Annotated in this window: 15 protein-coding genes; 13 read left to right on the forward strand and 2 right to left on the reverse strand. The window is 71.1% G+C overall.

The annotated features are described in order from the left end of the window. Nucleotides 1-37 precede the first annotated feature (37 nt). A complete protein-coding gene (gene ddaH, locus ACWGIU_RS06060; RefSeq protein ID WP_453702887.1) occupies nt 38-904 on the reverse strand; it encodes a dimethylargininase in 867 nt (288 codons plus the stop codon). A 318-nt stretch (nt 905-1,222) separates the two neighbouring features. Between ddaH (ACWGIU_RS06060) and ACWGIU_RS06065 the strand changes: the two genes are divergently transcribed. Genes ACWGIU_RS06065 through ACWGIU_RS06120 form a run of 12 tightly spaced genes read left to right on the forward strand, consistent with a single transcriptional unit; the run spans nt 1,223 to nt 14,051 of the window. Then, nucleotides 1,223-2,533, forward strand: coding sequence for a lysine N(6)-hydroxylase/L-ornithine N(5)-oxygenase family protein (locus tag ACWGIU_RS06065; RefSeq protein ID WP_453702889.1), 1,311 nt, complete (start codon nt 1,223-1,225; stop codon nt 2,531-2,533). Between the two features lie 54 nt (nt 2,534-2,587). Further along, nucleotides 2,588-2,956, forward strand: coding sequence for a cupin domain-containing protein (locus ACWGIU_RS06070; protein WP_453702890.1), 369 nt, complete (start codon nt 2,588-2,590; stop codon nt 2,954-2,956). Then, nucleotides 2,953-4,572 carry a class I tRNA ligase family protein gene (locus tag ACWGIU_RS06075; RefSeq protein ID WP_453702892.1) on the forward strand — a complete coding sequence of 540 codons (1,620 nt, stop codon included), beginning with the start codon at nt 2,953-2,955 and terminating at the stop codon, nt 4,570-4,572. The genes ACWGIU_RS06070 and ACWGIU_RS06075 overlap by 4 nt, the downstream gene beginning before the upstream one ends. A gap of 15 nt (nt 4,573-4,587) precedes the next feature. Further along, nucleotides 4,588-5,895, forward strand: a complete 1,308-nt coding sequence (locus ACWGIU_RS06080; RefSeq protein ID WP_453702894.1) for an MFS transporter — start codon at nt 4,588-4,590, stop codon at nt 5,893-5,895. 15 nt (nt 5,896-5,910) lie between these two features. Then, on the forward strand, nt 5,911-7,164 hold the full coding sequence (locus ACWGIU_RS06085) for an ATP-grasp domain-containing protein (protein ID WP_453702896.1): 1,254 nt from the start codon (nt 5,911-5,913) through the stop codon (nt 7,162-7,164). Further along, nucleotides 7,157-7,981 carry a dimethylargininase gene (ddaH, locus tag ACWGIU_RS06090; protein WP_453702898.1) on the forward strand — a complete coding sequence of 275 codons (825 nt, stop codon included), beginning with the start codon at nt 7,157-7,159 and terminating at the stop codon, nt 7,979-7,981. Before ACWGIU_RS06085 ends, ddaH (ACWGIU_RS06090) begins: the two co-directional genes overlap by 8 nt. Beyond that, on the forward strand, nt 7,978-8,313 hold the full coding sequence (locus tag ACWGIU_RS06095) for a hypothetical protein (protein WP_453702899.1): 336 nt from the start codon (nt 7,978-7,980) through the stop codon (nt 8,311-8,313). The genes ddaH (ACWGIU_RS06090) and ACWGIU_RS06095 overlap by 4 nt, the downstream gene beginning before the upstream one ends. Then, entirely contained in the window at nt 8,310-10,088 is a 1,779-nt protein-coding gene (locus tag ACWGIU_RS06100; RefSeq protein WP_453702900.1) for an ABC transporter substrate-binding protein, read from the forward strand. Before ACWGIU_RS06095 ends, ACWGIU_RS06100 begins: the two co-directional genes overlap by 4 nt. Beyond that, complete coding sequence (locus tag ACWGIU_RS06105) at nt 10,088-10,591, forward strand: YbaK/EbsC family protein (RefSeq protein ID WP_030714047.1); 504 nt, start codon at nt 10,088-10,090, stop codon at nt 10,589-10,591. Before ACWGIU_RS06100 ends, ACWGIU_RS06105 begins: the two co-directional genes overlap by 1 nt. A gap of 5 nt (nt 10,592-10,596) precedes the next feature. Further along, nucleotides 10,597-11,859 carry an ATP-grasp domain-containing protein gene (locus ACWGIU_RS06110; protein ID WP_453702903.1) on the forward strand — a complete coding sequence of 421 codons (1,263 nt, stop codon included), beginning with the start codon at nt 10,597-10,599 and terminating at the stop codon, nt 11,857-11,859. Nucleotides 11,860-11,895: 36 nt separating this feature from the next. Continuing rightward, nucleotides 11,896-13,041: an NAD(P)/FAD-dependent oxidoreductase gene (locus ACWGIU_RS06115; RefSeq protein ID WP_453702905.1), complete on the forward strand. Its 1,146-nt coding sequence runs from the start codon at nt 11,896-11,898 to the stop codon at nt 13,039-13,041. A gap of 38 nt (nt 13,042-13,079) precedes the next feature. Next, nucleotides 13,080-14,051: an MmcQ/YjbR family DNA-binding protein gene (locus ACWGIU_RS06120; protein ID WP_453702909.1), complete on the forward strand. Its 972-nt coding sequence runs from the start codon at nt 13,080-13,082 to the stop codon at nt 14,049-14,051. Between the two features lie 48 nt (nt 14,052-14,099). On the opposite strand, the gene ACWGIU_RS06125 is transcribed toward ACWGIU_RS06120, so the two are convergent. After that, on the reverse strand, nt 14,100-15,590 hold the full coding sequence (locus tag ACWGIU_RS06125; RefSeq protein ID WP_453702907.1) for an NB-ARC domain-containing protein: 1,491 nt from the start codon (nt 15,588-15,590) through the stop codon (nt 14,100-14,102). 174 nt (nt 15,591-15,764) lie between these two features. Here ACWGIU_RS06125 and ACWGIU_RS06130 point away from each other — a divergent pair, with 174 nt between their 5' ends. After that, complete coding sequence (locus tag ACWGIU_RS06130; protein WP_453702908.1) at nt 15,765-18,971, forward strand: AfsR/SARP family transcriptional regulator; 3,207 nt, start codon at nt 15,765-15,767, stop codon at nt 18,969-18,971. Nucleotides 18,972-19,004: the final 33 nt, after the last annotated feature.

Consider the following 19,004-nt stretch of genomic DNA (forward strand, 5'->3'; position numbering starts at 1 on the left):
CGGTAGAAACACCGTCGCCGCCGAAAGGGTTGCGCGGTCAGCGATCGCGCAGTTCCAGCGTGCAGCACTTGACGCTGCCGCCGGCCTTGAGCAGCTCGGAGAGCTCGACCCCGATCGGCTCGAAGCCGCGCGCCCGCAGCTTGGCGTGCAGGCCGGTGGCCGCGGCGGGCAGGAGCACGTGGCGCCCGTCGGAGAAGGCGTTGAGGCCGAAGACGGCCGCGTCCTCGGCGGTGGCCAGGATCGCGGTGGGGAACATCGCGCGCAGTACGGCCTGGCTGCCCTGGGAGAAGGCGGCCGGGTAGTACATGACCTCGTCCTCCGACAGCACGGACAGCGCGGTGTCCAGGTGGTAGTACTCCGGGTTCACCAGGGTCAGCGAGGTGACCGGGAGGCCGAAGAACTCCTGCGCCTCCGCGTGGGAACGCGGGTCCGTGCGGAAGCCGGTACCGGCCAGCAGGCGGCGGCCGACGGTGAGGATGTCGCCCTCGCCCTCGTTGACGAACTCCGGCCAGAGCGTGTCCGTGTAGCCGCGGCCCTCCAGCCACCGCAGGTACGCGGGCCCTTCGGCGGTGCGCTCCGCGTGCCGGAAGCGGGCTCCGTAGACCTTGCCGTCGACGACGGTGGCGCCGTTGGCCGCGAAGACCATGTCGGGCAGACCCTCGACGGGGTCTATCTCCTCGACCACGTGGCCCAGTTCGAGGTACAGGTCACGCAGGCCCTCCCACTGGCTGACGGCGAGCGCGTTGTCCGTGGCGTGCTGCGGGTTCATCCACGGGTTGATCGAGTACGTGACGTCGTAGTGCCGGGGCCGGCACATCAGCAGACGGCGGCGTGTGGCGACCCGGGTCGGGCTCTCGGAACGGTAGAGCGCGCCGGCAGGGGTGATGGGCTCGGTGAGCGGCACGAGGGCTCCTTCTCATGGGGTTTCGATGGAAGCCCGGCTGCCCGAGGGATGGTTCGGCCAGCCGGATGCGTGTGACGCAACTGATCACTGGTCCCCATGGAAATGGGGCCGCGCATTGACCGGAAGTAATCGGTGGTACCGGCCAATCAACCCGCCCGCGAGGGGCGCCGCCGAGTTGATTGTCCGTGGCCGAGACGCCTTCCGGGCAATCGGGCGCTGCCATGGAATGTGGTCATCACCCGGGAGGCAACGCAAGGACGCGAACCGTCCTGCCTGACCGTACGAACCTGTCCACCTGTTCCATCTGGAGGTACTTCCATGGCGCATCGCAATGTCGAACTGCTCGCAGTCGGTGCAGGCCCGGCGAACCTGGCGCTGGCGGTCGCCGTCGAGGAGCTCGCACCCGAGCTGGCCGGTGACACCCTGCTGATCGAGCGCGAGCAGGACATCGTGTGGCAGCGAGGCATGCTGCTGCCCGACGCGCTCAGCCAGGTGTCCTTCCTCAAGGACCTGGTCACCATGCGCAATCCGTGCAGCAGATTCTCCTTCGTCAATTTCCTTCACTCGAAAGAACGTCTCGACGCTTTCGTCAACCTCGCGAGTTTCGTTCCCTACCGCAGCGAGATATCCGAGTACCTGCAGTGGGTCGCGGATGAACTGGAGACGGTGCAGGTCGAATACGGCCGCGAATGCGCCGGCGTCGAGTCGGTGACGGGCGACGACGGCGAGCTGGCCGGCTGGCTGGTCACCCTTGCCGACGGCGACACCATCGGCTGCCGCTACCTCGTGATCGGTGCGGGCCGGGACGCCCACGTCCCCGCCGTCTTCGACGGTCTGCCGGCCGAGCGCGTCATTCACAGCACCCAGTACACGCAGCGCATCGCCGATGTGCGGGCCGACCTGCCGCACCGCGTCGCGGTGATCGGCGGCGCGCAGAGCGCGGCCGAGCTGTTCGGCGCCGCCCTGCGGGACCTGCCCGAGTGCAAGCCGACGATGATCATGCGCTCCATCGGTCTGAACGGCTACGAGAGCAGCAAGTTCACCAACGAGCTCTACTACACGTCGTTCATCGACGAGTTCTACGGATCCTCGCCCGAGGCCCGCCAGCAGCTCCTCGACGAGATGTACCGCTCCAACTACGGCGGACTCTCCCCCGCCACCCTGGACGGCCTGTACCGGCAGTTCTACCAGGACCGCCGTTCCGGCCAGGAGCGCCTGGCCATGCACCCCATGACGGACGTGACCGGCGCCCGCATGGACGGAGACGAGGTCGTCCTGACCCTCGTCGACCGCAAGTCGGGAGCCGAGCGGGAGATGCGTACGGACCTGGTGCTCCTGGGCACCGGCTTCGTCCGCGAGATGCCGTGGGCGGTCAAGGCCCTCGCGCAGTCCATCGGCCTCGACGAGATCAACGTGAGCCGTCAGTACCGGCTCGACCTGGGCCGCCCGGCGACCGCGGCCTGCTACCTGCAGGGCGTCAACGAGGCCACCCACGGCATCGCCGACTCGCTGCTCAGCGTGCTCGCGGGCCGCTCCGCCGAGATCACCCAGGACATCCTGGCGCACCGCCGGGGCCGGCAGGGCGAGGCCCCGGCCCCGCGTGAGCTCGCGCTCGCCGGCGCGGTCTGAGACCCGCACACCCCTCACGAGCCGTACCCGTCAGACGAGGAGAGACCGAAGCACATGCTCACCCAGCCACTCGACCGCGAAGGACTGACGCACGAGAACGGCCTCGACGCGCAGCGGCTGCTGCCCTGGCCCGAGCTCAACGCCCCCTTCGAAGGGTCCTGGTGCGTGATCCGGCCCGGCACCGCATCGACGGCCCACGCCCACCACGAGTACGAGATCTTCATCGCCGTCGCCGGCTCCGCCGTCCTGGAGTCCCAGGGCGTCCGCAGGCCCTTCACGACCGGGGACATCGCGCATTTCACCCCGGGCTCCGACCACCGGGTGATCAACGAGTCCGACGAGGACTTCGAGATGTACAGCGTCTGGTGGGACCTCGACATGACACAGCGGTTCGCAGCCCGCCACGAAGGAGCCCAGGCATGACACGCCGTACGGTCATCATCGCGCCGCCGCCGACCCCCAACGGGGACCTGCACACCGGGCACCTGGCGGGCCCGTACCTGGCGGGCGACGTGTACGCACGCTACCTGCGGGCGTCGGACCGGCCGGTGATCTTCACCAGTGGTACCGACGACAGCCAGACCTACGTGGTGGCCAGCGCCGCCCGCGCCGGTGTGACCCCGGAGGAGCTGGCCCTGCGCTCCGCCACGCAGATCCGCGCCACCCTGGAGGCGGCCGGTGTCTCCGTCGACGGCTTCGCCCCCTTCGACAAGGGCTACCGGCAGACCGTCATCGACTTCGTCACCGATCTCCACGCCGAGGGGGCCTTCCGGCTCAGGACGGTACTGCTGCCGTACGTCGAGGCCACCGGCGAGTACCTGATGGAGGGCCTGGTCGCCGGCGACTGCCCGGTCTGCCTCGTGGAGAGCCGCGGCGGACTCTGCGAGTCCTGCGGCCACCCCAACAACTTCGACGAACTGCTGCGCCCCCGCTCCACCGTCGACCCGGACGCCGTGGTCACGCACCGCGAGGCGCAGATCCTCGTGCTGCCGATGGAGGAGTACCGGGACCGCCTCGCCGACTACTACGTCCGGCACCGGGACGTACTGCGCCCGCACACCGCGCAGCTCGTCCGGGAGGCGCTGGACCGGCCGCTGCCGGACTTCCCGATCACCTACCCCACCGCGTGGGGCATCCCGGCGCCGTTCACCGAGACGCCGGGCCAGGTCCTCAACGCCTGGGCCGAGGGCATGGCCGCCTCGATGTACTGCACCTGGTACGCGGCCGAGCAGCTCGGTGAGCACACCGACCGCTTTGACGAGCACTGGCTGTCCGAGCACGGCATCGACCTCGTGTACTTCCTCGGATTCGACAACGTCTACTTCTGGGGAATGACGCATCTGGCCCTGCTGATGGCGCACGGCGACCGGTACGTCGAGCCGCACGCCATCGTGTCGAACGAGTTCTACGAACTGGAGAACCAGAAGTTCTCCACAAGCAAAGGCCACGTGGTCTGGGCCGCCGATCTGGTGGCCGAGGTGCCCCGCGACCTGGTGCGTTTCTACCTGGCGCTGACCGCGCCGGAGCACTCCCGTACGAACTTCAGCCGGGAGGCGCTCGACAGCCTGTCGAGCTCCCGGCTGGTCGATCCGTGGAACCACCTCGCGGGCCGGCTGGACGAGCTGCTCGCCGCGGTTCCGGCGGAGGCGCTGCTGCCGGTCTCCGAGACCGGTGCCCAGGAGGCGGGCATCGTCGTCGAGCGGTTCCGCTCGCACTACGAGCTGGAGAGCTTCAGCCTCCACCGGGCCGCGGACCTGATCGTCGTGCACCTCGACCGGTTGCTGAAGCAGGCGGACCGGGTGGCGCCGGGCGTCCCGAGCGACCTCGGTGACCTGGTCCTCGCCGTCCGGACGCTGACCGCGTGCGCCGCTCCGCTGCTCGTCGACCTCGCGGCCCGGGCCGAGCGGGCCGGCGCCGATCTGAGCCTGCCGGCCGGCGCCTTCCCGGCCGACCCCGTCGCTCCGCTGCGACTCCCCCTCCTGTCGACCGCGGTCGGGGCCTTCGCGCCCCAGGCCGAGCCGGCCGTCATCCGAGCCTGACCTCCGAGGAGCACTGTGTCCACGATCGCCCCGCCCCGTCCCAATCGGGCAGAACGACTGCTCATCCCCGCGACCTTCATCACCAACCTGGGCAACGGCATCCAGCTCACCGCCGCCTCGTACCTGGTCTTCACCGAGGCCAACACCATGCTCGCGGTCAGCTGGCTGATGATCGCCGTCACCATCCCGCAGGTGGCGCTGTCCCTCTTCTTCGGCAAGCTCGCCGACCGCTTCGACCGCCGCACCCTGGCGATGATCTCGGACCTGGCCAGCGCGGTCGCCGCGATCGCCCTGCCGGTCTGGCTGGCCCTCGGCGGCAACCCCTCGACCGTCAGCTACGTCGCCAGCTTCGTCCTGTCGATCTCCGCGGCCCTCTTCTTCCCGGCCAGCAACGCCCTGATCAAGGAGCGCATCCCGGAGTCCCGGCTCGCCCAGTTCAACGGCAACGCCGAGATCGCCATCCAGGCCGGCACGCTCGCCTCGGCGGCCCTCGGCGGCTGGGTGATCGTCTGGGTGGGCACCACGTCGCTCTTCTACTTCAACGCGATCACGTTCCTGCTCTCCGCCGTCCTGCTGTTCTTCATCGGCCGTCGTCCGGCCGGCCAGGCCGTCACCGAGGCCGCGGCCAAGGCCGCGTCGGCCGCCGCCGCCCGTCTGTCCGCTTCCCGCCCGCCGCTGGCCCGTCTCGCGCTGCTCTACATCATCGGCAACATCGTCATCATCGTCGGCAACAGCATCATGCTGGTCCTGGTCATCGAGGGCTTCAAGTCCAACGCCGGCTACCTCGGCATCGTCGACGCCCTGTTCGGCATCGGTGCCCTGTTCGCCGCCTGGGCCTTCAAGAAGATCAGTTCCAAGGCCACCGTGCTGAAGACGGCCCTGATCGGCTACCTCGCCTTCGCGGTGCTCCTGTCCATGGAGTCCGTCCACCTCTACGCCATGATGGCCGTCATCCCCTTCGCCGCCATCGCCTTCTGCGTGGCCCGAATCTCGGCCCGCACCGCCCTGATGAGCGCGGCGCCCGAGGAGAAGACGGGCTTCGTGTTCGGCGCCACCAACGCCTTCGGCCTCGCCGCCGGGACCGCCGCCGTCGTCCTGATCTCGCTCCTGGTCGACTCCACCCACGTGAAGAACGGCTTCTACGCCCTCTCCGCCCTGGTCGTCGTCATCTCCACCCTCACCGTCATCTCGCTCCGCAAGCACGACCGTGAGGTCGCCGCCGCCGAAGCCGCCGCCGAAGCCGCCGCCGGGACCGTGTCCGAGCCGGTCGCCGAGGCCGCCCAGGTCACCGAAGCCGCCGAGCCCGTCCCGGCCAAGGTCTGAGGGGGGTCGGCACAGATGAAGCTGCTCGCGATCGAAGCCAGCCAGAACGCCACCTACTACATCTCGCGCTACCAGCAGATCGAGGCCCTCGGGGCCGAGGTCCACGTCCTCAACGGCATAGGCACGGAGGACTTCTGGGACGCCGACCGCTACCGGATCGCCGGCTCCAAGCACATCGAGGACATCGTCACCGCCGCCAAGGTCTGGCACGCGGAGGAGGAGTTCGAGGGGGTCCTGACCTTCTCGGAGTCCGGGGTCGTCACGGTGGCGGTCGTCGCCGAGGCGCTCGGCCTGCCGAGCATCGGCTTCGAAGCCGCCCGGACCAGCCGCAACAAGCTGCTGATGCGCCAGGCCCACGAGCGCGGCGGCGCGGCGCACCCCGGCTTCCGCCACGCCCCCGACGTCGAGGCCGCCCTGACGGCCGGTGAGGAGCTCGGCTACCCGCTGATCCTGAAGCCCACCCTGGGCGCCGCCAGCAACTTCGTGTTCAAGGTCGACGACCCCGAGGAGATGCGGGCCCGCTTCGCGGATGCCACCTCGGGCATCGAGACCATGACCTGGGCCCTGATGGAGGCAGACGGACTGGACCTCGGCCCGAACGGGATCATCGTCGAGGGCTACCTCGACGGCCACGAGCACCTCATCGAGGCGCTGGCCTGGGACGACGAGGTGTACCTCGGCTCCATCGTGGACCGGATCACCGTCGAGAGCGGCACCTTCGACGACGACGTCCACCACGCGCCGAGCTCCCTGACCCCCGAGCAGATCGCCGCGGTCCACGAGGTGGTCCGGGACGCGGCCCACGCCCAGGGACTGCGCCGGTCCGTGCTGCACGCCGAGGTGCGCTTCCACCAGGGCAAGCCCTTCATCCTGGAGATCGCGATCCGTCCCGGTGGCGGCGGGCTCGACCACATGGCGCGGATCAGCGCCGGCCACGACCCCATCCGGTGCGTGGCGGACGTGGCGCGCGGCATCCGGCCCGACGTCTCGCACTACGCGCCGACCGGCGTGCACACCGCCGCGATGTGCCTGATCAGCGGGGCGGGCACGGTCGAGTCCATCGAGGTGCCGACCGAGGTCGCCGCGGACCCGGCACTGTTCTTCCTCAAGATCACGGCCACGGCGGGGACCGTCATCAAGCGCCCGCCGGCGGGCAACAACATCCTCGGTTTCATCGGCGCCACCGGCAGCTCCCTGACACAGGCGCTGACCACCGCGCACGTCGCGGCCGGCCGCATCCGCACCGAGATGAGGCCGGAGCATGGCTGAGACCCCGCGGCGTACGGCCACGAAGCGGCACTACCTGATGTGCCGGCCGACGCACTTCGAGGTGACCTACGCGATCAACCCGTGGATGAACCCCGAGAAGCCGATGGACGCCGGCCTGGCGCTGGCCCAGTGGGAGCGGATCCGGGACCTCTACGTCGCCCTCGGACACGAGGTCTCCTTCATCGACCCGGTCCCGGGCCTGCCGGACATGGTGTTCTCCGCCAACGGAGCCACCGTGGTCGACGGCAAGGTGCTGATCGCCAAGTTCCGCCACGAGGAGCGGGCGGCCGAGGCCGACGCCCACCGGGCCTGGTTCGAAGCCCGCGGCTACCGCGACATCCGCCTTCCCCGGTACGTCAACGAGGGCGAGGGCGACTTCGCCCCGGCCGGCCGGCGGATCCTGGCCGGCGCGGGATTCCGCAGCGACCCCGGCGCGCACGGGGAGCTCGCCGAGTTCTTCGGCCTGCCGGTGGTCGGCCTGACCCTGACCGACCCCCGCTTCTACCACCTGGACACCGCGCTGTTCGTCCTCGACGACGACCTGGTGGCGTACTACCCCGCCGCCTTCTCCGCGGAGAGCCAGGAGGTGCTGCGCCGGCTGTATCCGGACGCGATCCTCGCCACCCGCCAGGACGCCGACGCCTTCGGTCTGAACGCGGTGAGCGACGGACTGAACGTGGTGGTGACGGAGACCGCCACCCACCTGATCGGCGAGCTGCGCGAGCGCGGCTTCGAGCCGCACCCCGTGGACATGTCCGAACTGCTGAAGGCCGGCGGCGCGGTCAAGTGCATCACTCAGGAGATACGACACCGGTGATCGACTACGACGGCAGAAGTTTCCGCAACACCGGATACCCGTCCGACGAGGACGCCCCCGTGGGCCACTACCGCCAGGAAGGCGACCTGCTCTGGGCCGACTTCGACGGTGGCCCCGTCCGCAGGGGCTCGCTGAACGGGCGCGTGGAGCCCGGCGGGAACCTGGAGTTCGCCTACACGATGGTCCTCGCGGACGGCGAGGTGGTTGCCGGGCGGTGCTGGAGCACCCCCGAGTTCCTGGACGACGGACGGATCCGGCTCAACGAGCGCTGGGAGCGCTACGGAGCCCATGCGGACAGCGGCGTATCCGCACTGGAGGAGGTACCGAGATGACCCCGCCCACCACCCCGCTCCGCGGGGGCAGCGTGACCTGGGCCTGCACCAGCGGCTTCAGCCCCGTCTTCATCTTCCCCTTCACCCCGGGCGAGTACTACGGGGTGGCCAATCTGCACGAGTTCCAGACCCTGATGTACCGCCCGCTGTACTGGTACGGCACCGGTGGCCGGCCGACGGTCGACTACGAGCGCAGCCTCGCCGGGCCCCCGCAGTGGAGCGAGGACGGCCGCACGGCGACGATCACGGTCAAGCCGTACAAGTGGTCGAACGGCGAGACCGTCGGCGCCGACAACGTGATGCTGTGGATGCACCTCCTGGAGGCCGAGAAGGACAGCTTCGGCGGGTACACCCCGGGCTTCTTCCCGGACAACCTGACCGGCTACGAGAAGGTCGCCGAGGACAAGGTCAGCTTCACCTTCGACCGCGCCTACTCGCACAACTGGGTGCTGATGAACCAGTTCAGCACCATCACCCCTCTTCCGAAGGCGTGGGACCGCACCGCCGACGACCGGCCGGCCGACGCCACCCACGATCCCGCGCAGGCCTCCGCGGTCTACGCCTACCTGCGGGCCTGCAACGACGAACGCAAGAGCTGGGACACCAGCCCCGTCTGGACCGTTGTCAACGGACCCTGGAAGCTCAGCAGTTACACGATCGACGGCGTCTCGGGCGAGGCCGTCCTGGTGCCCAACGAGACCTACTCCGGCACCGACAAGCCTTACCTGGACGAGTTCCGGCTGGTGCCCACCGGATCGGACACCGAGCAGTACGAGATGCTCCGCCGCGGCCCCGAGGCCCTGGACGGCGTGCAGATCGGCTTCCTGCCCTTCGACGAGGTGACCGAGCCGGCCGAGGACCCGCTGGTCGGCGGGCCCAATCCGCTCGGCGGGAACTACGACCTCGTCCCCCAGCTGACATACAAAATCCATTACTTCCCGATCAACTTCAACAACCCCACCGTTGCCGGAAAGATCTTCAAGCAGCTCTACTTCCGCCAGGCACTGCAGTCCTGCCTCGACTCCCGGGGCGCCATCCGCGACGTCTACAAGGGCTACGGCTACCCGACCACCGGGCCCATCCCGGCCCTGCCGGACAGCCCGCTGCTCTCGCCCGCCGCGCACGAGGACCCGTACCCCTTCGACGTCGAAAAGGCCCGCGCCCTCCTGACCGGGAACGGCTGGGACACCAGCACCACCCCGGCGCTCTGCGTCCGCGAGGGCACCGGCCCCGGGGAGGCGGGCGAGGGCATCCCGGCCGGCACCCCGCTGCGGTTCTCGATGCGCTACGCCCAAGGGCACGAGACGCTGACCGCGGTCATGCGCAAGTTCGCCGCCGACGCCGCGAAGGCCGGCATCGAGATCGTGCTGACCGAGGTCGAGGCGAGCGTCCTGGTCCTGGAGGACACCACCTGCACCCCGGGCCCCGACAGCCCCTGCCTGTGGGAGTTCAGCGACTGGAACGGCGGCTGGGGTTACGGCCCCGGCTTCTATCCGACCGGTGAGGCGCTCTACTCGACCGGCTCCTCGGTGAACTTCGGCAGCTACAGCGACCCGAAGGCGGACGAGCTGATCGCCCGCACCGTGGTCAGCGACGACCTGGAGGACCTGTACGCCTACCAGGACTACATCGCGCAGCAGGTCCCGGTCATCTGGATGCCCAACTTCCCCTTCCGCCTCCTGGAAGTGGCCAACAACCTGAAGGGCGTGGCTCCGATCAACCCCTTCGGACTGATCAATCCCGAGGACTGGCACTACGTCGGCGAGGTGCTCTGATGTACCAGCGGCTGATCGGCCTCCTCGACAGCAATCAGGCGCGTTACCGGCTGATCGACCATCCGGCCGAAGGCCGGACCGACCTGGCGAGCGTCCTGCGCGGCCACCCGCTGGACCAGGCCGCCAAGTGCATCGTCGTCCGCGTGAGCATCACCAAACGGGTCGGCAAGTACGTGCTCGCGGTGGTTCCCGGTGACCGGCAGGTCGACCTGGAGGCGGTCGGCGCGCTCTTCGGAGGCGGGCGGACGGCCTTCGCCACCCCCGAGATCGCCGAGCGCCTCGCCGGCAGCGTCTGCGGCACGGTGATGCCGCTCAGCTTCCACCCCGATCTGCACCTCGTCGTCGACGAGGGCCTGATCCTCACCGAAGAGATCTACTTCAACGCGGCCCGTCTGGACCGCTCCGTGGCCCTGTCCACCCCCGACTACCTGGCCATCGCCCAGCCGCAGCTCGCGGCGATCGCGACGGCCGGCGACCGGGTCCTGACCCACTCCGCGAGGTGACGAAGATGACGGACGACGACCGCACGACCGATGACGGTGTGGTGATCCTGGTCGGCAGCGGACAGCGCGCCTACCGCGAGTACCTGCTCGCAGGCGCCGCCAGGCGCCGCCCGATCTGGATCCTGGACGCCGCCGACCCGACCTGGCAGCAGGAGTACGTACTCGGTTCCAGCACGGTGGAACTGCTCGACCGCGAACGCCTGGTGCCCGACACGGAAGGCCTGGTCAAGGCCGCCGAGGCGGTGGCCGCCGAACACCGCGTGGTCGGCGTGTTCAGCTACGACGAGACGCTCGTGGTGACGACCGCCCTGATAGCCGAGCGGCTCGGACTGCCTGGCCTGACCTCCCGCGGCGCCGACAACTGCCGCAACAAGCACAACACCCGGCAGCTGCTGACCGCCGCCGGACTGCCCCAGCCGCACTTCGCCTACGTGACCGACGCGGACACCGCCCTCGCCACGGCCGACTCCTTCGGCTACCCGGTCGTCCTCAAGCCCCGCGGCATGGGCGCGAGCATCGGCGTCATCCGGGTCGACGACGCGGCCGGGATCCCCGCCGCATTCGAGGTCGCCGACGCCGCGAGCCGCGGCGGGAACAGCGACTACGAGGGCGGGGTGCTCGTCGAGGAGTGCGTCATGGGCCCCGAGATCAGCATCGACGGAGTGGTCTTCGACGGCGCCTGGACCCCGCTGTTCCTCGCGCACAAGGAAGTGGGCCTCGCGCCCTACTTCGAGGAGACCGGTCACGTGGTCAGCGCCACCGACCCGCTGCTCGCCGACGCGGACCTGCTGCGCGTCCTGCGGTCCGCCCACCGGGAACTGGGGATCGGCTACGGGATCACCCACACGGAGGTGAAGCTCACCACCCGCGGCCCGGTGATCATCGAGGTGAACGCCCGCCTCGGCGGCGACCTCATCCCCTACCTCGGCAGCCTCGCCACCGGTGTGGAGCCCGGGGAACTGGCCGCGGACGTGGCCGCCGGCGTCCGCCCCGCATGGGACCCGAGCGAGTCCCGCACCGTGGGGATCCGCTTCCTGTACCCGCCGGAGAACGGCACCGTCCGCTCGGTCGACGTCCCCGCCACCTCGGACGTACCGGGGCTGCTGGAGACGAACGTCATGGTGGCGCCCGGGGCGCGGCTGCTGCTGCCGCCCGAGGGCTACCTCAGCCGGTACGCCAACCTGATCTGCGCCGGAGACGACTTCCTGAGCTGCGAGGAGTCCCTCGCCAAGGCCGCCGCACTGACCACGATCGTCCTCGACAGCTGACCCGTCGGCTCAACGAAAACTGAAGGGAGGTGTGTGATGTCGACGAGGGTGACGGTAGTGGGCGGCGGAGTGATCGCCCTGCTCACGGCGGTCGAGTGCGTGCTCGACGGACACAAGGTCACGGTCGTGGACCAAGGCCCCATCCCGCACAGCAGAGCCACCTCTTTCGACCAGCACCGGATCCTGCGGGCCCTGCATCCGGCGGACCCGCGGACCACGGCCGCCGCACTGCGTGCGCACCACCGCTGGGTCGAACTGGAGGAACTGTTCCTGACGCGGTTCTACGAGCAGGTCGGCTCCCTCACCGTCCTGCCGCCCGGGGCCGCGACCGACGCGGCGGCGATGCTCGCCGACGCCGGCGGCCACGCCCGGGAACTGACGGCGGCCGGCCTGGCCGACCGCTATCCGCACCTGCACGTGGGCGGCGGCCTCGGCGCGGTACTGGAGGACGAGGCGGGCGTGCTGCTCGCCGAACGGGTCCTCGCCGCCTGCGTCGGCTGGCTGAAGTGGCAACGGGGCATCGAGCTGATCGAGCACCGGGCCGTGACCGCCGTCGACGGCGAGAGCGGCAGCGTACGGCTGGTGGACGGGCGGGTGCTGCGCAGCGACGCGGTGCTGGTGGCCGTGGGCCCCTGGTCCCGGGACCTGCTGCCGCGGAGCATCGCCGAGCGGCTGACCCTGTACCGCCAGTCCCTCCTCTACTGCCGGGTGCCCCGGCACCAGTCGCAGGCCTGGGCGGCCACTCCGGCCATCCCGGCCCTCGGCACCGCGGGCGGAGCCTGGCTGATCCCGCCGGTGGCGGGCACGGCCCTCAAACTGACCTCGGCGACCGCCTGCCGCGAGGTGGACGGGATCACCGACCACGCCACCGACCCGTACTGGCAGCGCAAACTGGAGAAGGAGTTCGGGGACATCCTCCCGGGCTTCGGCCCGGCCTGGGTCACCGCGTCCAAGGACGCCTACTACTCGTCCTTCGCCGAGACCGGCGGCCCCCTTCTGGTCGCCCTCGGCGGCGCGGGATTCGCGTACGCGGCCTGCGGTGGCACATCCTTCAAGTTCGCGCCGCTCATCGCACGGTCGCTGGCCGACCGGCTGATCGGCAGGAGTCCGTCGCTGATCGGCCTCGGTGCGCTCGACGGGCCACCGCTGGACGTCCACACCCCGCAGCTCGCGGGTCTGTGAGCGGCGCCGGGATGCGCGAGGAGCGGGCATTGGCAACGGTGGACGACGTACGCAGGCTCGCGCTGAGCCTGCCGAGGACCGAGGAACACCTGATCCGGGACCGGGTGAAGTTCCGGATCGGCAGCATCGTCTATCTCGCCCTGTCCCGGGACGAGAGCGACCTGGGCTTCGCCTTCCCCAAGGAGGAGCGGGCGGCGCTCGTCGCCGCCGAGCCGGAGAAGTTCTTCCTGCCCCGCGAATCCGATCTGCGATTCAACTGGGTGGAGGCCCGTCTGGCGGCCCTGGACGCCCGGGAACTGACGGAGCTGGTCACCGAGGCCTGGCGGATGGTGGTGCCCGCCAAGGTCGCCCGCGCCCATCTGGACCCGCCGGCCGCGCCGCCGCTCCCGCCCGCGCCGTCCCTGGCCGAACTGCGCTCATCGGCCGAGGTGTTCAACGGCTTCGCGGGCGTCGACCGGAGCCGGCAGGTGCTGCGCGAGGAGACCGGCCACGCCCTCGACCTCTCCCTCGCCGCGCACCGCAGCGCCCTGCACCGCTGGCTGAACTCCTGGGGCTGCCGCATCCGTTACCCACGCGAGGGCGAGCCCGACACCTTCGGGGCGGGGCTCGCCGCATGGGCGGAGCGGCACGCGCCCGCACACGCGCCGCTGGCCCGGCTCACCCCGCGGGAGATCGCCGGGCTGGCCGACGCCTACGAGGAGCTGGCGGCGCTGCCGATGGGCCGCCGCAGCCTCGGCCCGACCGCCGCGGCCAAGGCGCTGTACGCGCTGCGGCCCGAGTCGGTCATGCCGTGGGACGCGGCCATCGCGCAGCGGCTGCACGGGGCCCGGGACCGGGCCGCCTTCGCCCGCCACCTGGAGCTCGGCCGGAGCTGGGCGCGTGCGGCACTGGAGGAGAGCGGCGGCCTCGACGAGGCCGCCCTGTGCGCCGGGATCGGCCGCCCCGGGGTGTCCCTCGCCAAGATCCTCGACGAGCACCTCTACGTCACGATCACCTACGGGGCGGCCTGAGGCGCCCGGACGCCGGGCAGGCCGGCGGGCCGGCTTCCGGGGCAGCCCTCAGCTCGGCTGCCGGGCGTGCGCCTGGCCCCGCCCCGCCGCGGGTGCGGTGTCCTCCTCCGTCGGGTCCGGCTGGGTCAGCGCGTACGCCCGGGCCATCGGCGTGAGGCCGTACTGCCCCGGCAGGTCGGAGTGGTCGAGCAGCCCCGCGTCGAGGAGCCGTTCGAGGAGGTCCTCCACCGGCTGCGCGGACCGCTCGACCAGCAGGGCGAGCGCGTCCGCGGACTCGTACACCACGTTGTCCACGGAGGGCGGGTTGTCGGAGCCGGCGAACTGGCGCAGCATCAGGCGGGCCCACGGGGTCAGCAGCCGGTAGGCGCTGTCGAGGCGGGTGCTCAGCGCGTCGTCCCCGATCTGCAGCCGGGCCAGGAAACGGCCGGGTGCCCGCTGTCCGTCGCGTCCCTGGTGGCCCTGGTGGCCCGCCGGACCGCCCGGCCCGTCGCCGAGCAGCTCGGACACGGAGTCCTGGAGCATCCACTCGGGGCGGGCCGCGATGCGCCGGCCGGCCAGGTTGAGGGCCAGCGGCAGGTCCCCGCAGGCGTCGGCGAGGCGCAGGCAGGCGCGCGGCTCGGTGCCGACCCGGTCGCCGCCGAGAAGCTGGGCGAGCAGTTCCATCGACTCGTCGCGGTCCAGTGCGGGCAGCCGGATCCGGCCAATTCCGTCGAGGCCCAGTAGACGCGATCGGCTGGTGATGATGATGCGGCTCTCGGGCGCCGCGATGAGGAGTTCCCGGATCTGCCGCTCGTGCTGGACGCCGTCGAGCACCACGAGCAGCCGCCGCCGGTTGAGAAGCGACCGGTACAGGCCAATTCTCTGACCGGGATCGTTGGGGATCCGGTCGGTGGGGATGCCGAGCGCCTCCAGGAAACCGCCCGCGATCCCGGCGGCGTCCTTGCGTCCGTCCGCGGCCGGGTCGAGGTTCGCGTAGAGCTGCCCGTCGGGCAGGTTCACGGCGAGTTCGTGGGCGAGGCGCAGGGCGAAGGCCGTCTTGCCCACACCCACCTGACCGCTGATCACCAGGGGCGCCGCGGGGCGGGGCCCGTCGTACGAGGGGGCGGTCAGCGCCCGGGCCCGCTGGAGCAGCTCATGCCGTCCGACCAGGGGATGAGCCTCCATCGGCAGCTGTGAGGGCGGCGGCAGCACGGCGCGTACGTCGGCCGCCCGCAGCTCGTTCTCCTGGTGCTGCTGCACGGCTTTGACCGCCGGACGGGCGGTTCCGTCGTCCCCGTCGGCGCGTGCCGCCTCGTGCCAGCGGCGCTCCCAGCTGGCGCGGTCACCGCCGCAGGCCTCGGCGAAGGCGAGGGCCACCTGAAGCGTCGGGAGGCGGTAGCCGGCGGCCGCGTCGGAGAGCACGGACGCGGAGAACATGGCACGGGTTGCCATGTCGCGGTAGCCGGGACTGCCGGCCGCGGTCCGCAGCCTGCGCAACTCCCGGGCGAACGCGGTGACTGGTCCGGCATCGGGGGCCAGCGGTCTCTCCAGTCTTCCCACAGCCTGCTCCTTCGGTACTCGTTCCGTGTGCTGCCTGCTCCGGGCCGCCCATGAACTGTCCGTGTCGCCCTTCCTGATCTGCTACCGGATGCTTACCGCGTGCGAGGGGTAACCCCTATGATCCGGCTGACATGACCTGGCCAGGGGTCTTGTTCTTTTGGGGGTGGATGTCCGATGCCGGGGGCGGATGCGGAGTCCGGGGAGAGACGAAGCGTGGATCCTGCGGGGGGCAGGCCGCGTTTCCACGTGCTCGGATCGCTTGAGGGATGGATCGGCGACGTACGGCTGAGGCTGGGGGGAGCGATCCAGGAACGGGTCCTGTGCATGTTGCTGCTCGAAGCCGGCCGGGTGGTGCCCGTGGCCCGCCTCGTCGAGGCGACCTGGGAGAAGGACCCGCCGGTGACCGCGGCGCACCAGGTCCGCAAGGCCGTCGCCGATCTGCGGCGGCGCATACCCACCGGCACCGAGGTGATCGCCACCGACGGGCCGGGATACCGCGTGGTGGTGGCGGACGACCAGGTCGATCTCCTGGAGTTCGACGCCCTGACCAAGGCGGCGGGCCAGGCACTGCGGGAAGGCGGGCGGTCGGCGGCCGCCGAGGCACTGCGGGCCGCTCTCGCGCTGTGGCGGGGATCGGTCCTGTCCGGCACCGGCGGACCGGTGATCGAAGCCGCGGCGACCGCGCTGGAGGAACGCCGGCTGGCCGCCGCCGAACAGTTCTTCGACCTGTGCCTCGCACTGGGCGAGAGCGGCGAGCTCATCTCGGGCCTGCGCGCCCTGATCACCCAGCACCCGCTGCGGGAGACGCTGCGCGGCCAGTTGATGCTCGCCCTGTACCGCTCCGGGCGGCAGGCCGAGGCGCTCAAGGAGTACGGGGAGGTCCGCGAGCTGCTGGTGGACGAGCTCGGGATCGACCCCGGCCCCCGGCTGGCCAAGCTGTACGAGGCGATCCTGCGCGACAGCCCCGAACTGGCCGCGCCCGAACGGCCGGCGCCGGTACCCGTGGCGCCCGTACGTCCCGTGCCCGAGCCGGCGGTGCCCGCACGTCCGGCGCCCGAACCGGCGGTTCCCGTGACCGGGCCGTCCGAGGGCGCGGCCCCCGAGACCCTGGCCCGCACGGAACCGGACCGGGAAGGGGAGCCGGGAACGCGCACCGCGCCGGTCGAGGCCCCGTGCACCCTGCCCTACGACCTGCCCGACTTCACCGGCCGCGCCAAGGAACTGGCCGAGCTCTTCGACTACGTGCAGGACGAGGGGCGCGGCGGCGAGCGGTACGCCCGGATCGTGGCCATCGACGGCATGGGAGGCATGGGCAAGACCTCCCTGGCCGTGCGCGCCGCGCACCGGCTGGCCGACCGGTATCCCGACGGGCAGCTCCACATCGACCTGCACGGATTCACCCCGGGCCGCGACCCCGTGACGCCGGCCGCCGCGCTCGACGGCCTGCTGCGGACCCTCGGTACTCCGGGCGACCGGATTCCCGAGGACCTGGAGGGGCGCACCGCCCTGTGGCGCTCCAGGCTGGACGGCCGGCGGATGCTGCTCCTGTTCGACAACGCGGTCGACGCCGCCCAGATCAGGCCCCTGCTGCCGGCCTCGCCCGGCTGTCTCGCCCTGATCACCAGCCGCGGGCGGCTGCTGGACCTCGACGGCGTCGAGTGGGTGTCCATCGGGATGATGGAGCCCGAGGACAGCACCAGCCTGATGGCGGAGACCCTCGGTACCACCCGGGTGGCCGCCGAGCCGGGGGCCTCCGCCGAACTGGCCGAGCTGTGCGGGCACCTGCCGCTGGCGCTGCGGATAGCGACCGCCAGACTGCGCAACAGGCCTCGCTGGACCGTGCGTTATCTGGTCGAGCGGCTGCGCGACGAGAAGCGCCGGATGGACGAGCTGAGTTCCGGCGAGCGCAGCGTCGCGGCGACCCTTCGCCTGTCCTACCTGGCGATGGACGAGGAGTACCGGACCGCGTTCCGCATCCTCAGCCTGTACCCGTGCGCCGGGACCGACGTCCATTCGGCGGCGGCGCTCCTCGGTACGACCGTCCGGGACGCCGAGGACGCCCTGGAGTTCCTGCTCGACGTGCATCTGGTCCAGCAGCCCGACATCGGTCTCTACACCTTCCACGACCTGGTGCGCAGTTTCGCCCAGAGCCTGCGGGGCCCGGCGACGGCGGACGACGACGCGGCGGCGGTGGAGCGGCTGCTCAGCTACTACATGACGACCTCGGACGCGGCCTGCGAGGTGCTGTTCCCGGGCCGTGAGCGCCGCCCCACCGGCATCCTGCCGTACCAGGGCGAACGGCCGCGCTTCCGGGACGCCGAGCAGGCCGTGAGCTGGTTCGACCGGGAACAGGCGGGACTGCTGGCGGCCGTGTCCCTGGCCGAGCGGTCCGGCCACGACCGGTACGCGGCCTGCCTGAGCCGCAACATCGGCTTCCACCTGCACTCGCACGGGCAGCTCGACGAGTTCTGGAGCGTCGGCCACCTCGCCGTGGCGGCGGCCCGCCGGCTCGACGATCCCGCGCTCCTCGGCATCAGCCTGGCCAATCTGGGCGCGGCCTGCTGGAAGCTGGGCCGCTTCGAGGAGGGCCTGGAGGTGGCCCGTGAGGCGCGCGACACCGCGGTCCGCGCCGCGGACCGGCACACCGAGGCGAACAGCGAATCGACCATCGGGCTGCTGCTGTCGATGCTCGGGAGGTACGGGGAGGCCCTTCCCCTGCTGGAGCGGTCGGTGACGGCGGGCCGGGAACTGGGCAATCTGCGCGCGGAGTCGGAGAGCCTCACCATCCTCAGCACGCTGTACGAGCGGTGGGGGCGTTATCCGGAGGCGGCCGCGGCCGCCCGCCGGGCGATCGAGATCGACCGGGACCTCGGCTACCGCAGCAACGAGATCATGGCCCTGGCCGACCTGGCCTTCGCGCAGGTGGGGCTCGGCGAGTACACGGACGCGGACGCCGGTCTCAAGCGCGCCCGTGACCTGTGCGACGAGACCCGGTCGCCGGGTGACGTCGCCCTGGTGCTGGCGTTGTCCGCCCAGGTCGCGCACGAGCGGGGCGACGGCGCGCAGGCCCGCGCGTTCGCCGAGCGCTCCCTGGTCCTGGGCCGTACCAGCGGCGCCCCGATCCGGCTCGCCAAGGTCGAGAACGTCCTCGGCCGGCTCCACATGATGTGGGGGGAGCACGAGGTGGCGCTCGACCTGCACACACACGCCCACAAGATCGCGGAGCCGATGAGCTTCCGCGCCGAGGAGGCTTCCGCACTGGTGGGCATGGCCCATGCGGCCGAGGCGCTCGGGAATCTCCCGGCCGCGGCCGGATACCGCGCGGCCGCCGAGGAGTTATTCGACTTCATGGGCCTGCCGGCGCACCGCAGGACGTACTGAGGGCGCACAGGGAAGTGCCCCGCACCGGAATCC

Source organism: Streptomyces sp. NPDC054840, assembly GCF_053611065.1.

What these genes read in the sequence shown, in the direction of transcription:
- ACWGIU_RS06065 (WP_453702889.1), top strand. Translation starts at nt 1,223, where the DNA reads ATGGCGCATCGCAATGTCGAACTGCTCGCAGTCGGTGCAGGCCCGGCG.
- ACWGIU_RS06070 (WP_453702890.1), top strand. Translation starts at nt 2,588, where the DNA reads ATGCTCACCCAGCCACTCGACCGCGAAGGACTGACGCACGAGAACGGC.
- ACWGIU_RS06075 (WP_453702892.1), top strand. Translation starts at nt 2,953, where the DNA reads ATGACACGCCGTACGGTCATCATCGCGCCGCCGCCGACCCCCAACGGG.
- ACWGIU_RS06085 (WP_453702896.1), top strand. Translation starts at nt 5,911, where the DNA reads ATGAAGCTGCTCGCGATCGAAGCCAGCCAGAACGCCACCTACTACATC.
- ddaH (WP_453702898.1), top strand. Translation starts at nt 7,157, where the DNA reads ATGGCTGAGACCCCGCGGCGTACGGCCACGAAGCGGCACTACCTGATG.
- ACWGIU_RS06100 (WP_453702900.1), top strand. Translation starts at nt 8,310, where the DNA reads ATGACCCCGCCCACCACCCCGCTCCGCGGGGGCAGCGTGACCTGGGCC.
- ACWGIU_RS06105 (WP_030714047.1), top strand. Translation starts at nt 10,088, where the DNA reads ATGTACCAGCGGCTGATCGGCCTCCTCGACAGCAATCAGGCGCGTTAC.
- ACWGIU_RS06110 (WP_453702903.1), top strand. Translation starts at nt 10,597, where the DNA reads ATGACGGACGACGACCGCACGACCGATGACGGTGTGGTGATCCTGGTC.
- ACWGIU_RS06115 (WP_453702905.1), top strand. Translation starts at nt 11,896, where the DNA reads ATGTCGACGAGGGTGACGGTAGTGGGCGGCGGAGTGATCGCCCTGCTC.
- ACWGIU_RS06130 (WP_453702908.1), top strand. Translation starts at nt 15,765, where the DNA reads ATGCCGGGGGCGGATGCGGAGTCCGGGGAGAGACGAAGCGTGGATCCT.